We start from the raw sequence: 13,844 nt of genomic DNA on the forward strand, positions 1-13,844 counted from the left end.
GCAGGGCCGGGGCCAGATCGCGCACGTGGCGGTTGTACTCCGACTGGCCGGGCAGGCGGGGGAACAGGTGCCCGATCCGGGCGGGGGCGGCGCGCATCCAGCGGCGTTCGCAGTCATGGCGCAGCAGGGCCTGGGCCACCGCGACACAGACGAGTTCGGCGTCGGTGAGCAGCCGGTTCGGGCCGCGTTTGACCGGTTGTTCACGCGAAGGCAGGACGTGGTCGTCCAGATGGACGTAGAGTGCGGTCAGAAGGGCGTCAAGGTCATTGGTCACACTCTGATCCTCGACGCCCTTCGCCATGGGCGCAGGGGTTCCGAGAAACCCCCATCAACGATCTGAGGCGATGTCAGCTCGGGCGCGTTCGTCCCAGGTGGGTTCGTAGGGCATGCGCTGCGTTCGGCGCGTCTTGGGGTAGTGCAGGATCGCGCCTTGGGCATCGACGCCGACCTGGCGTAGCCGGTAGCAGTAGTGGATGGCTTGGGCCTCGTCGGCGGCTGTGGCGCGTGAGGAGGACTTGATCTCGTGGACCCACAAGTCGCCGTCCAGGTCGTCCAGGCGTGCCGAGCCCAGATCGATGGGATGGGCTCGGCGGTAGGAGGTCTCGTGGACCGCCTCACCGAGTTGGACGGTGGCGCTGGTGGCTTCGGGGCGAAAACCTCGGGCGTACAGCCACAGCTGGCGGGGACAGTGGTAGAGGTACTTCACGTGTACCCCGCCCACGTCTTCGGCGCTGATCACACGAGCACCCCCGGCTGGTAGGAGCCCGTGCTGGACGCTGACTTAATCGCGGTCAGTCCACGGTCGTCTTCGTACTCGGCGTCGATGATGAGCACCTTGAGCTTGTGGTCCCAGGTGCCGAGGAAGCGTGCGTAGTGCGGGAGCGGGATCAGGTACTGCGAGGCCAGCAACCTGCCCGTCCCCCGCTCCTCGCCTGGAGACTTTTCGAGGAGTGCGTCTTCGTAGTCCTGTCGGTCCTCAGCGAGGATGCCGTCCACACCGTCGAACATCTCGTCGAAAGCCTCAGAGAGCTGGGATGTGTCGTTCAGAGGCTGCTCAAAGCCCAGGAAACGGTCCTGGAAGACTTGGATGGAGTCATCCACCTGGGTACGCCACTCATCACCCCAGGAGCTTGCGTAGATCTCGTTGAGCCATGCGGTGAACAGGCGCTCGTCCAGCTCCTGGCCGTCGTCGCGAGCCAGAATGTCCCAGCTCAACCGGGTGGGCTCGGCCGGATAGACCTTGTCGGCGAACTCCGGCCCGCTCCTGCCGCGCGGGGCGTAGTGGGGTTGGTGCACGATGACCGGCGCCGGTCGTTCCAGAGCACCGACGCGGTTGACACGTCCGAAGCGCTGCAGGAGCGCTTCCAGGGGCGCGGCGGAGGTGTGCAGGACGTCGAAGTCCACGTCCAGTGACACCTCGACCACCTGGGTGGCCACCAGCAGCCCGGGGCGGCGGGGCGTGACCTTGGTGCCAAAGCGCTCTCTGATCGCCTTTTCGATCCTGGTCCGGTCGCCGGTCTTGAAACGGGAGTGCAGCAGGAGCGCCGCTCCCTCGCCGTGGAGCTCCTCGGCCAGGGGTGCGAGTTGGCCATAGAGGTTCCAGGCGTCGGCGACGTTGTTGGCAATCACGGCCACGCTCTGTCCCGCGCGCAACGCGTCGCTGATCTGCTCCACGCTCGTGGGGTCGGTCAGGTGTTCCTCGCGCAGGTGCAGACGGTGGCGGCGCGGCCAGGCGTAGTCGGCATCAGGCTCCACCAACTCCACCCGGTGGTTTTCGCCAAGGGTCTCCCGGATGGTGTCCAGGAGCCGGTCGGGCAGGGTCGCGGAGAGGACACCGATGCGTCCGCCGAGGTCGGCCCACTGGCGCATCATGGCCAGGATCATGCCGAGGCGCCGGGGTTCGTAGGCGTGGAGTTCGTCGAAGACGAACACCGAGTTGGCGCTGTCGATGAGGGTGGAGGAGTGCGCTGTGCCCCCCAGAGCTCCGCGCAGGAGCTGGTAGGGGGTGGTGATGCGCACGAGTTCCCGGAACAGGCGACTGGCGTTGGCCTGGGCGACAGCTCGGGAGGCCCGTTGGCGTTCCTGTTGGGGGCCGCTCTGCTGGTGGGCACCGCCGTGATCGTCGCAGGAAGCGGTGGACAGGTAGAAGCTCGCCGCACGGGAGTGGACCACGCCGACCTGATCTTGGCCCAGGTCATCGCGCAGGCGTGTGGCCATGGCGTTGATCGAGGCAAGGTAGGGCAGCGAGTAGAACAGGCGGGGTGTGCCTCCTGTGTCGTCGGCCAGGCCGCGGGTGTGGGTGTTGGACCACAGCAGGGCGGCTTCGGTCTTGCCCTGTCCGGTGGGGGCGCGTAGGACCATGTGTGTGGTGGTGGCCTCGGCCCGTTTCTGGTGCGGGTAGGTGCTGTTGCCCTTGCTGGCCAGTTCCAGGCGCAACCGTCTGGGGTAGTCGGTGCCGACCAGGGGGTGGGCGGTGAGCAACGGGCTGTGGGCGGAGGCCACGTGGTCGGCCAGGGTCACGGCCCCTTGGAGCAGGGCGGCGGTCAGCCCGGCCTTCTCGTCAGGGCTTTCTCCGCGGTCCCACTCCTTGAGAATCTCCTCCAGTAGCCGGTGGGTGGCCTGAGCCAAGTCGGCCTGGGTAAGGGGCGCGGGTGCGGGCGCCGAGACGCGTGCGGCCAACCAGGTGGCCAGGGCGTTGGCGGAGGCGGTGTCCACGGGTCCGAAGCTGTCCTGCACCTGCTGTGGGTTGGTCAGGGTGCGCTGTTCACCGCGGATGGACCCCTCGCCTCCGGCCAGGGGGCGGTGGTGGGTGAGCACCCCGAGACCGACCCAGATGCGTTCCTCTTCCGGTAGGTGGGCGAGGACGTGGTCGACGAAGGCGAGCGAGTAGATCTCGTGCCTCCTCCCCCACGGTTGGGCGGGCGCGGGGTTTCCCACCATGGCCTGGAACCCGTTCGGGATTTTCCCGGCATCGTGGAACAAACACGCCAGACGGGCCCAAGCCCAGAACCTCTCGTCGACCCCGGGCAGGGTGCCGACGCGGGCGCGCAGCAGATCCAGGGCCCGGGCGGTGGCCTGTAGGTGGGTGGTCAGGGCCTCCCCTGGCTGGGGAGGTCGGATGCGCTTGTCGGGGCTCTTGGCCCAGATGTGCGGCAGCTCGGCCCGTTCCTCAGCAGCGGCCTCGGGATGCACAGCTCGCAGGGGCACGACCGCTTGACCGCTGTCGGTGCGCAGGGGCGAGTCGACCAGCGCGGTACTGCCCTTGGGCGCGTACCGGTAGGTGCCCCACTGGATCCGGGAGCGGTCGGGGCTGATCGCGTGCGGCATCCGCACCTGCATCCCCGAAGTGGACGTCTCCACGGGCAGCAGTGCGTGCCCCTGGGTTCCTGTCCCCGGGTGCAGGGTGACGCGACGGGTGCGGGCCGAGGCCAGGTCCTGGCTGCGCCCCAGGCGCAGCGGCCACACCGGGCGGCGTAGAGCCCGCTCCCACAGGTCCAGGTGGTTGAGCACCCACACCGTGAGCGTCGTGTCAGCGAGGAACTCGTGGTCCTTGGGGGTGGCGTCCCGTTTCTTGCCTTCGGCGTCGAGGGGGTGGAAGGTCTCCAGGTCCACTCCCTTGCCCCGAGCGGTGAAGGACATGGCCATGCGGGTGTCTGCGGGCATGCGGCCCCAGCCGCCCACCGCCGCGGCCAACAGGCCCGCGACGGTGGACGGCGGAGGGCAGGGCAGGGTGACCTGCACACCCGAGTACAGAGGGTTGCGGAACGAGACCACCGGGGCGGTGACCGTGATCTCCAGGGCGGTGGTCATACGGCCGGGTCCTCGAACCAGGAGTCGCGCTGACCGGCCTCGATCTCCTTGGCCAGGGCTCCCAGGACGGTGCGCGGGTGATCAATGACCACCCGACCGGCCGTGATGTGCTCGGCCAGGTCGTCACGGACCTGTTCGCGCTGGGCGCCGAGGAACCCGGGCGCCCAGCCGATGTGAACGGGCCCGTCCAACTCATCGGCCCAGGCCTGCATTTCCTCGGAGAAGACCGCCACGTCGAAGAACACGCCCTGCGGCCCGGTGGCCAGCACACGGGTGAAAGGGTTGTTGCCTCCCTTCAGGGGGGCCAGCAGCACGAAGGAAGGCGCCCGGTCGCCGTAGTGCAGGGCGCGGCTGGCCCCACCCTGGACCTGAGCCAGGGTGCGCAGCAGCACCGCGGCCCGGCGTCGGCGCTCCTCGATCGGCAGACGCAGCGACCCGACGCCGCGCAGCACGTACTCGGCGGCACCGGCGGTGACGGCTTCCTGAGCGGCGGCCGAGGACAGGGCCTTACGCAGCCCTCCCCCGTCCTGTTCGAAGGTGCCCACGCGCGGCAGGTCCAACAGCACGTCACCGGCCATCTCCGCGGTGTAGTGCTCGTGTTCGTGGATGACAGGGTCGGCGTCGGCCGGGAAGCCGCGGCTCATCGTGCCGAAGTCGGAGCTGATGCGCTTGGACGCCAGCGAGACCAGGGTGCCGGTGGCCAGAACGGTGTCGCGCTGGTAGTTGCCCTGCTTGGTCGCGACCATGTAACCGAACAGGTCGTCGTCCAAGTGCAGATCCGGACGTCCCGCGGTGTAGGCCTGCTGCTTCTTGCCGGTGCCGGACCGGGTGACCGGTGAGCGCTTCTCGGTCGCGGGCAGGGAGTCGCGCCACCACCGGCGCAGCGCCTGCGCGGAGATGTAGGGGACGCGTTCCCCGCGCCCGGCGGTCAAGTACTTGACCGTGGCCACGTTGTTCTCGCCCCGACCGTTGTTGGGGGCGCCGGCGGTGATGTCCAGGGCGATCTTGCCCACCAGGTAGGTCATCGGTTGTTCTCCGCATCCGGGTCAGCGTCGGGAATGAGGTCGTCGGTGGACACGTCGTCGTGGTCGTGTCCGCGCCATGCGGGCTTGAGTTCGTGCAGGTGGTTGAGTACGCCGATGAACAGCAGGTCCCGATGGAGGAAGACCCGGTCCTCGGCGTCAAAGAGCAGCCGCCACTGACGCTCGGTGATGAAGGGCTCAGCTTCCTGGGTGCGCAGCGTGCGGTCGACGGATGCACGCTGCAACCAGGCACGCAGGGTGACGAGCTTCCTACGTGCCTGGAGGAACTTCTTCAGTTCCTTGTCGTCCTCGGTGTTGAGGACCTGAGCGATGCGTGCGGCGAGTTGGTTGATCTGGTCCAAGTCGGTGGAGGACACCTGGAGCACCTTCGTGGCGTAGGAGGAGCATGTGGCGAATAGCAGCGGCGTCTGAGCGCAGATACCGTCCTTGCCCAGGGCGCGTTCGCGCAGGAAGTGGGCAACGGTGGGAATCACCCTTTCGGGCAGGTCGAACAGGTTGCGGGCGAGCATGGACCGGCCGGGCACCTTCTCCCAGCGGTGGGTGCGGCCCAGCCATCCCAGCGGCAGGCGGGGCAGATCGCGGATCCACTCGGTGGCGGGCTGGTCCATGGCGTGCACCGCCAAGTCCTGCTCCTTGTTGCTGTTGGTGAAGACCATCAGCTCCACACCGTCGGTCACCGTCTCCTCGTAGCCGCGCAGGCCGCTCAGCGCGGCGAGCTGGCGGGCGTAGGAGGGGCGTTCGCCCGCAGGAGCACCGGCTACGGCTTGGCGTCGGGTCTGGTCGACCTGGAACTTGGTGAGCGCACGGAGCAGGTTGTCGTCCCAGCTGTGCAGTGCGGTGGCCCGCCCGCCACCGATCGCGCACCCATAGGGCAGGGCGTAGAAGCTCAGCAGACAGCCGCGGCACAGGGCCATCCCCTCATGGGTGGGGATGGTGGTGTTGCGGTAGGAGGAGCTCTCCAGCAGTGGAACGTCGACCTTGCCGTAGAACCCGCAGGCCGGGTGGTCGCACAGCACGCATCGGGCGTCCAGGACGGTGTCGGCCTCGGGCAGGTTGCGCCACTGGGCGAGCTTGTCCTTGAGGTCCTGGCCCAGAAGGGACTTGCGGTTGGTGGTGTTGATGGGGCAGTTGGGCCAGAACAGGTAGCTGGTTCCCAGCCAGAACCCGCCGGGTTCCTTGCTCGTCGCGATGGAGGTGGTTCGGCCCAGGTCGCGGGTCATGTTCGCGTTCGCGGCGCGCAGGTTTTCCTCGGTCAGCTCCACAGGGTGGGTGAGCTGCTTCAGTCGTACCGGGCCCCGGTGCACGAGGGAGGACAGGGCGAACGCGCCGACCCGCTGGAGCGGGTGCGCGGTCAACCGCACGCTGAGTCCGGTGGTCGTGGTGCTCACGCGATCACCCATCCGAAACCTGCGGAGTTGGCCTGGCCCAGGCCCCAACTCCAGATACACCGCAAGGTTTCCGGAGCGCCGTGAACCTCGGCTTCCACTGCGGCCCCGGGCTTGTAGCCCTTGCCCACAGCGAAGCTGCGTTTGGGCCCCACCCAGGTGATGGCCTGCACGCTGACGTCGGGGTCAGTCCCCACCGTCAACGCCTTACGGCGCAAGTTGGACTCGAAGTAGGCGGGAAACTCCGGTTCGGTCGGCAGCACCCAGGCCTGCCGGGTGGTGCGCTGCCCGTGTTCGTCGTGCCCGGAACCCTTCATCACCACGGGGGTGGAGGTTCTGAACACGGCCTTGCCGGAGGCGAAATCCGGTGGGGGAACGACATCGATCGCGTCCACTCGCAGTGCCGTACCGCCCCAGTCCACGACCGCTTGTCCGGCGAGCCCTTTGGCCAGTCCTTCGACGACCTGGGGCAAGGGACTGCCGAACTCCAGGGCACCGGCCCCGCCCGTCGCGTACTGACCGCGTTTGCGCCGTGCGGAGGGAAACGTGGGAGCACTGTGCCCGAAGGGGCTCATCCCTGTCTCCCCCCAACCGTGTTCGTGCAGCCGAGCGCCGACCTCAGGGGCTCCTTGGGCGAGCAGTTCGTAGATCAGACCGCGGCCCGGGCGAAGTACGTTTTCCCAGCCCAGGGACGTGGCAGTCGTACGGACCGCTACTCGAAGACGCATAAGTCACCTCCTCGCTCTTCTTGGTGTGACGGTGGATCACATTAGGAAGCAGTCACGACAGAAGAGCGACGAGATCTCCAAAGTGGCCGACCACGGCCAAAAATTCTGTTTCCAGGACACCGAGAGAACCACTCTGCTAGGCAAGGGAAATCCACTCATCGAAAACAAGTTCGAAATTGTGGCTCTCGTAGGCAAAAAGGAACTATGAGGACTTTTAGTTAATAAAGAGGACGGGTACCGCGATCACCGCGGTCATCCCGACGGGTACATGTCGCTACCCCTCGCAGGAGCAATGACGACGACCCGCCGCGCCTGGCCGGGGAGGAACCCCGACGTTGCTACCTCTCGCAGGGACGTTGAGGACTGTGGTCGGGTCGGGTACCAGGCGCCCGGACTCGGGTTGTTACCCCTCGCAGGGGCAATGAGAACCCCGCCGTCGGTGGGCTCTCCGCACTCCTCCCCGTGTTGCTACCCCTCGCAGAGGCGATGAGGACCCCAAGGCAAGTGGGCGGAGGCCGCGGAGGAGTTGTTGCTACCCCTCGCAGGGGCGATGACCCGGGGTTCACGACGGAACGCGATCTCCAGCGCGCCTTGCTACCCCTCGCAGGGGCAATGAGGACCCCTGGACAGCTCCCGCCCGGTGGTCGACGTGCTCCCGTTGCTACCCCTCGCAGGGGCGATGAGGAACGCCTTGATCTGGTCCCAGTGGGAGATGATGATGCGTTGCTACCCCTTGCAGGGGCGATGAGGACACGCGGTGGTCCACGTGGCCGCGCGCTCCGCTCCCTGTTGCTACCCCTCGCAGGGGCGATGAGGACGACGGCTCTCGGCTCACTCATGTAAAACTTTTTACAGTTGCTACCCCTCGCAGGGGCGATGAGGACCGGTCAGGCACGGGTGCCCGCACGGGCAGACCGCCGCGTTGCTACCCCTCGCAGGGGCGATGAGGACCTTGTTCACCTCCTGGAGGTGGGGCGGCAGGTGCTGTTGCTACCCCTCGCAGGGGCGATGAGGACCAGCAGCACAACGCCCTGCGCGCCGCCATGTCCGCGTTGCTACCCCTCGCAGGGGCGATGAGGACGCGACGGCGACGGCAGCGGTGTTGGTGGCGTCAAGGCGTTGCTACCCCTCGCAGGGGCGATGAGGACGACCCGGCCAGCGTGACGGGTCGGCGGTCTACATGTTGCTACCCCTCGCAGGGGCGATGAGGACGCCACGGGCGTCCAGGGCGGTGCACCCCGGGTGAAGTTGCTACCCCTCGCAGGGGCGATGAGGACTTCAGAGTCGTTGACCGTGGCCGTCAGCAGTCCGCGTTGCTACCCCTCGCAGGGGCGATGAGGACGGGTCGAGGGGCAGCTTGCCCTGGTGATCCAGCGCGCGTTGCTACCCCTCGCAGGGGCGATGAGGACTACGGACACCACAACGCCACCTGGCCCGCCTACTCGTTGCTACCCCTCGCAGGGGCGATGAGGACTAGGGGGGCACCCCCACCCGCGCAGGTCAGCAGCGTTGCTACCCCTCGCAGGGGCGATGAGGACGGCCTCCCCGGCGAAGTCGCCGATCTTGGACGGGGGTTGCTACCCCTCGCAGGGGCGATGAGGACTAGTACATCACCGCGCGCACGTGGGGCCCGGAGGGGTTGCTACCCCTCGCAGGGGCGATGAGGACAAGGGCCGCCGGGTCTACGAGATCCGGGTGGCCGGGTTGCTACCCCTCGCAGGGGCGATGAGGACTCCCAGCGCTTCGCCCAGACCCTGCGCAACGCCGCGTTGCTACCCCTCGCAGGGGCGATGAGGACGGTCAGGCCGCCAACCTGGGCCAGTGCGGGGTTCGTTGCTACCCCTCGCAGGGGCGATGAGGACGCAGGCGGGGACGCCGCAGATGTTCCAGCGCCTCTAGTTGCTACCCCTCGCAGGGGCGATGAGGACCCGACAGTAAAGCCGCAGGTCGAACAGCCCGCGACTCAGCCAAAGTAGGGCCGTTTTTCAGCAGACCTCCGGTAGTGCAGCCGACCCCGGCGAGTCGCTGAAAACAGGTCCTTCCCCGCACGTCCCACCTCCAGCGGTCCCACCACCCGCACCGAGACCGCGAGCGCACCAACCATCATTGAATGATGGCTGAGCCATCACTCAGCCATCATTCGAACGTGCGCGGGCGTACTCGTACGTACTCCGTCGTACTACTCGGCCGCGTGACCCGAGGACGCATCATCCGAGGTCACGACACCGATCGGACAGCTGGCACCGGTTCCGCCGATGCCGCAGTACCCGTTAGGATTCTTCTGCAAGTACTGCTGGTGGTAGTCCTCGGCGAAGTAGAACTCCCGCAGCGGAGCGATCTCGGTGGTGATCGGCCCGTAGCCCGCACGGGTGAGCACCGGCTGGAACGCGTCGCGGCTGGCCTCGGCCGCGATCCGCTGGGCGTCGTCGTGGTACAGGATCGCCGACCGGTACTGGGTGCCCACGTCGTTGCCCTGGCGCATGCCCTGGGTCGGGTCGTGGCCCTCCCAGAACACCTTGAGGATCTCCGCGTACGAGATGCGCTCGGGGTCGAACACCACGCGCACCGCCTCGGTGTGACCGGTCAGGCCCGAGCACACCTCCTCGTAGGTCGGGTTGGGCGTGTAGCCGCCCGCGTAGCCCACCGCGGTCGTGATGATCCCCCGCTCCGGGCCCAGGCGCCAGAACACGCGCTCGGCGCCCCAGAAGCAGCCCATCGCCACGTCGGCGATCTGGCTGCCCTCCGGGTAGGGCGGGGTGAGGCTGGTGCCCAGCACCGTGTGCCCGAAGGGCACGTCCATCGGGGTGTCCCGACCGGGCAGGGCGCGTGCTGGATCGACCATGGTCGTCTTTCTCCCGAACATGTTTTCCAGGGTATCCACGGGCCCGGCCCGGCGCACGGGCGCGATCGAACCTGTGGACGGACGCGGTCGGCGGCCGTCGCCGACGCGCCCGCCGACACGGGACGCGTCCCCGCGTCCCCTGCCCAGTCCGTCGCGTCCCCTGTCGGTCCTTCCCCAGTCCCTTACCGGTCTTCCGCGGCCCCTCCCGCCGTCCGGCCCGCGGCCCGGAGGCGGCGCGCGCCCGCTTCCGCGATGAAGACACTCCGGACAATTCGTCCTACCATTGCTGACGTGCCGGAATCCAAGCGTGGCGTCGTCCTCGGGGCGACCGCATTCCTCCTCTGGGGCGTGGCGGCCCTGTACTGGCCGCTCCTCTCCTCCTCCGAACCCAGCGAGATCCTCGCCCACCGCATGGTGTGGGCCCTGCTCGCGATGTGCGTCGTCATCCTGGTCACCCGCCGGGGCTGGTCCTGGTTCCCCTCGGTGCTGCGCAGTCCCCGCCGCCTGCTGCCGGTGGCCGCCGCGGCGGTGCTGATCTCCGTCAACTGGTGGGGGTTCATCTACGCGGTCTCCATCGAGCAGACGCTCCAGGCCTCGCTCGCGTACTTCATCAACCCGCTGATGTCGGTGTGTCTGGGGGTGCTGCTGTTCTCCGAGCGGCTGCGGGCCCTCCAGTGGGCGGCGGTCGGCCTGGGCGTCCTGGCCGTGGCCGTGATGACCGTCGCCTACGGCGTGACCCCCTGGCTGGCGCTGCTCATGGCCGCCACCTTCGCCGCCTACGGCGCGGTGAAGAAGTACGTGGACCTGGACGGCGTGCGGAGCCTGACCGTCGAGACCATGGTGATGTTCCTGCCCGCGCTGGGCTTCGTGGTCCACCTGGAGGCCACCGGCGCGGGAACCGTGTTCTCCGTGTCCCCGGGCCACACCGCCCTGCTGGTCGGCAGCGGTTTCGTGACCGCCCTGCCGCTGCTGCTGTTCGGCGTGGCCGCGCGCCAGGTCCCCCTGAGCGTCATCGGCATCCTCCAGTACATCGCCCCGGTCATCATGTTCTTCGTCGGCTGGCTGGTGCAGGGCGAGGAGATGCCGCCCGCACGCTGGCTGGGCTTCGCGCTGGTGTGGCTGGCGCTGTGCGCGTTCGTCGTCGACCAGGTCCGCGACGCCCGTTCCCGGCCCCGGTCACGCGCCTCCTCCCGGGGCGGGGAACAGGTCGCGGAGCAGGCCGGGGAAGAGGTCGGGGAACAGGACCGGACACCCGACGAACAGCGGCGGCGCGAACTCGGACAGCCCGGGGATGCGCTCCCCGGGGGACCCGCCCGGCCCGAATCCGCGGACTGATCCGGTCTTCCCCGGTTCCGGAAAACCCAAACTACCCTCTGTGACTCTGTGCTAACGTCGGGTCGCGGGTCGGGGGCAGTCCCCGGCTCGGACCAGGCCGCACGTCCCGGAGGGCCCTCCCATGCCTCGCACCAGCCGAACGGCACGCGCCACGCGCGCCGTGTCGGCCGTGTGCCCCGAGGCGCCCTCCCTGCTCCTGCTGCCGCTGGTGGTCGGGGCTCTGCTGGTCGGCCTGTGGCTGCTCGGCGCGGCCCCCGCAGCCGCCGACTCCGGCGCTGACACCGGCGGCTCCCGGTCCCTGCTCGACGGGGGTCCGCTCACCGGCGGTCGGCTGTCGGACGGCTTCTCCGGTGCCTCCGGGAACCCCGACCGCGCCTCCTCGGCGCGCACCGCACCGCACCACGGCCTCCGGGACCGCGTCTCCTCCGGCCGGGCGGCCCTGGACGCCTCCTCCCTCGGGTTGGAGGGCTCCGGACGCCTCGGCGAGGTCGTCCCCGAGGGCGTCGGCCAGGTGGCCGAGCCGGTCGCCTCCACCCTCGGCACGGTGCAGCAGCACCTCGAACACGGGGCCGGGCGCACCGCCGCCGAGACCGCCGCCGTCCTGCCCGAGGCCGCGTGGCCGGTCGCCGGGATGGGCGAGGGCGCACGGAGCCTGGTCCGCGGACTCGACCGCGACGGCCACGCCGACGCGGGGCTCCTCTCCCCCGTGCTCCCCGCGGCCCACGACCCCGCCCCGGAGCGGGACGCGGACGACTCCGCGCACGAGGCGCGCGAGAGGGCCGAGGACGAGGACACCGCTCCCGGGTCCGCGCACGGCAGCGTCTACGGGCACGGCGCGATCATCCCGGCCGACACCGGCGGGGCCTCCGCCGGTGCGGACCGCGGCGAGCGCTCGGACACCGCGGCCCCGGCCCCCGGTTCCTCCGCCCACCAGCTCACGGCCGGTTCGACCGCGCCCGCCGGGGGCGGCGCCCCCGTCCCCGCCGTCGCGGGCTACCTCACCGCGGCGCCCGTCACCGCGCCCTCCGCCGACGCCGTCCTGCTCGCCGCCCGGGCCCTGTTCACGGTGCCCGGCGGCCCCAGCGACGACCCCACGGTCTCCCCCGACTAGGACGCGTCCCCTCCCGCGCGGACGCACACTCCCGCGCACGGACCCGTCCCAGCCAGGCCCTCTGCGCGCCCTCTGGGAGCTGACCTGAGTCCCGTGCCCCGTTCACGGAATTCACGCCAGCCGGTGGTCCGCCCCGGCTCCGGCCGGACGCGCCCCACGCGTTCGGTCCCCGTATCCACTGATCCAGAGCACAACTTCCGAAGGGAAACCCATGACGCAGGTCAAGCGCATATCAGCCAGGGCCGTCCTCCTCGCCGCCGGAACGGCGGGCTTCGTCGCCCTCGGCGCCGGAATCGCCGGCGCCGAGTCCCTCTCCTCGCCCGTCCACGAGATCGCACCCCTCGTCGAGCGCGCCCTGGTCGAGGGCGTCGCCCCCACCATGAACAGCGTGGCGCCCGAGGGCGTCGGGCCGATCGCCGGCAGTGCCCTGAGCGAGCTCCAGGAGACCGCGCACAACCCCGAGAAGCCCGCTCCCGACCTGGCCGCCCCGCTGCCCGAGGGCCAGGACATCCGGACCCCGCTGGGCGAGGTGCCCAACCCGACCTCCGAGCTGGCCGACACCGTCTCCGGGGTCCAGGACGCCACCGGTCTGGACGGCGACCCCCACGACACCATCGGCCACGACGCCGGGCGGGCCCTGGAGCACGGCGGCCACCGTGCGGGCGAGGCCGTGGAGGAGACCGCGGTCACGGTGCTGCCGCACACCCTGGAGTCGGTCTACGGGCTGCGCGAGCAGGTGGACCTGCCCCGGGTCGGCCAGGTCGCCCAGCTGCCGGACACCTCCCGGCTCCGCGACGTCGCCCAGCTGCCCGACACCTCCGACCTGTCCTCGGTGACCGGCGGCAACAGCCTGGCGCTGGACGGCGCCGAGGCGCCCGCCCTGGAGAACGCCCTGGGTCTGGGCGGCTCCCCCACCGTGCGCCAGAGCGCGGCCGCGCCCCCCGTCCCGAACATGTGGGACATCGCCTACATCTTCGGCGTGGAGACGCCTGGCAGTGTCCAGGACCTCATGGAGGCCACCCCCCTGACCGAGGACAACAACATCAGCCTCGGCGAGGAGGAGGTGCTCGGCATGATCGGCCAGCGCAACCTCGACCAGCCCCTCACCACCGTCCACCAGTCGGCGCCCGCGGCGCCCGGCCTGGGCGACCTGGCCGACGCCCTCGCGAGCGGTGCCGAGAGCGGCGACCTCAGGGCCGCCGAACTCCAGCCCCTGAACGTGGAGGGTCCCCTGGCCGAGACCGAGGTTCCCCGCCTCTCCGGCACCGGTGTGCCCGTGGTCGACGACGCGGTGGACTCCGTCGTGCCGCAGCTCGCCGACGCCGGGGTGCCGACGATCGCCGAGGGCGTGGACACCCGGACCGCCGAGGCCCTGGTGGCGGAGCTGAGCCGCGGCACCGACCTGCTGAACGACGTGGACACCAGTGACCTGCTGTCCGTCGAGGGCGGCACCGTCCCGCAGGAGACCCCCGCGGGCATGACGCAGCACCCGACCTTCATGGACCTGCCCGGTTCCGAGGCCCTGCCCGTCGTGAGCTAGCCCGCGGCCCCGCACAGCCGGCGGGCGCGACGGCTCTCCCCCGCCGCGTC

The 13,844-nt window shown here is 69.7% G+C and carries 9 protein-coding genes, 1 pseudogene and 1 CRISPR repeat array; of the genes and pseudogenes, 3 read left to right on the plus strand and 7 right to left on the minus strand.

Annotated elements, in window-relative coordinates:
- The 7 genes and pseudogenes from G011_RS30140 to msrA all read right to left on the minus strand — a co-directional run.
- Positions 1-274, minus strand: a pseudogene (locus tag G011_RS30140) (hypothetical protein); the annotation flags it as partial.
- A gap of 54 nt (positions 275-328) precedes the next feature.
- On the minus strand, positions 329-739 hold the full coding sequence (locus G011_RS30145) for a CRISPR-associated protein Cas4 (protein WP_019610387.1): 411 nt from the start codon (positions 737-739) through the stop codon (positions 329-331).
- Positions 736-3,810, minus strand: a complete 3,075-nt coding sequence (locus G011_RS30150; RefSeq protein WP_019610388.1) for a CRISPR-associated helicase/endonuclease Cas3 — start codon at positions 3,808-3,810, stop codon at positions 736-738. The genes G011_RS30145 and G011_RS30150 overlap by 4 nt, the downstream gene beginning before the upstream one ends.
- Positions 3,807-4,835: a type I-B CRISPR-associated protein Cas7/Cst2/DevR gene (gene cas7i / locus G011_RS0122085; RefSeq protein ID WP_019610389.1), complete on the minus strand. Its 1,029-nt coding sequence runs from the start codon at positions 4,833-4,835 to the stop codon at positions 3,807-3,809. Before cas7i ends, G011_RS30150 begins: the two co-directional genes overlap by 4 nt.
- The gene (locus G011_RS30155) at positions 4,832-6,241 is read right to left on the minus strand and encodes a hypothetical protein (protein WP_019610390.1); all 1,410 of its coding nucleotides are present in this window, start codon (positions 6,239-6,241) and stop codon (positions 4,832-4,834) included. Before G011_RS30155 ends, cas7i begins: the two co-directional genes overlap by 4 nt.
- Positions 6,238-6,813 carry a CRISPR-associated endoribonuclease Cas6 gene (locus G011_RS0122095; RefSeq protein WP_019610391.1) on the minus strand — a complete coding sequence of 192 codons (576 nt, stop codon included), beginning with the start codon at positions 6,811-6,813 and terminating at the stop codon, positions 6,238-6,240. Before G011_RS0122095 ends, G011_RS30155 begins: the two co-directional genes overlap by 4 nt.
- 423 nt (positions 6,814-7,236) lie before the next feature.
- Positions 7,237-8,894: a CRISPR direct-repeat array (repeat unit 21 nt; unit sequence GTTGCTACCCCTCGCAGGGGC).
- A 251-nt stretch (positions 8,895-9,145) separates the two neighbouring features.
- Positions 9,146-9,829, minus strand: coding sequence for a peptide-methionine (S)-S-oxide reductase MsrA (msrA, locus tag G011_RS0122100; RefSeq protein ID WP_081643018.1), 684 nt, complete (start codon positions 9,827-9,829; stop codon positions 9,146-9,148).
- A gap of 270 nt (positions 9,830-10,099) precedes the next feature.
- Here msrA and rarD point away from each other — a divergent pair, with 270 nt between their 5' ends.
- The 3 genes from rarD (at position 10,100) to G011_RS0122115 (ending at position 13,794) form a co-directional block, all read left to right on the plus strand.
- On the plus strand, positions 10,100-11,143 hold the full coding sequence (rarD, locus tag G011_RS0122105) for an EamA family transporter RarD (protein WP_019610393.1): 1,044 nt from the start codon (positions 10,100-10,102) through the stop codon (positions 11,141-11,143).
- Positions 11,144-11,264: 121 nt separating this feature from the next.
- Entirely contained in the window at positions 11,265-12,254 is a 990-nt protein-coding gene (locus tag G011_RS0122110) for a flagellar associated protein (RefSeq protein WP_051104397.1), read from the plus strand.
- A gap of 211 nt (positions 12,255-12,465) precedes the next feature.
- Entirely contained in the window at positions 12,466-13,794 is a 1,329-nt protein-coding gene (locus G011_RS0122115) for a hypothetical protein (protein WP_019610395.1), read from the plus strand.
- Positions 13,795-13,844: the final 50 nt, after the last annotated feature.

It is taken from the genome of Nocardiopsis sp. CNS-639 (genome assembly GCF_000381685.1).
GTDB lineage: Bacteria > Actinomycetota > Actinomycetes > Streptosporangiales > Streptosporangiaceae > Nocardiopsis > Nocardiopsis dassonvillei.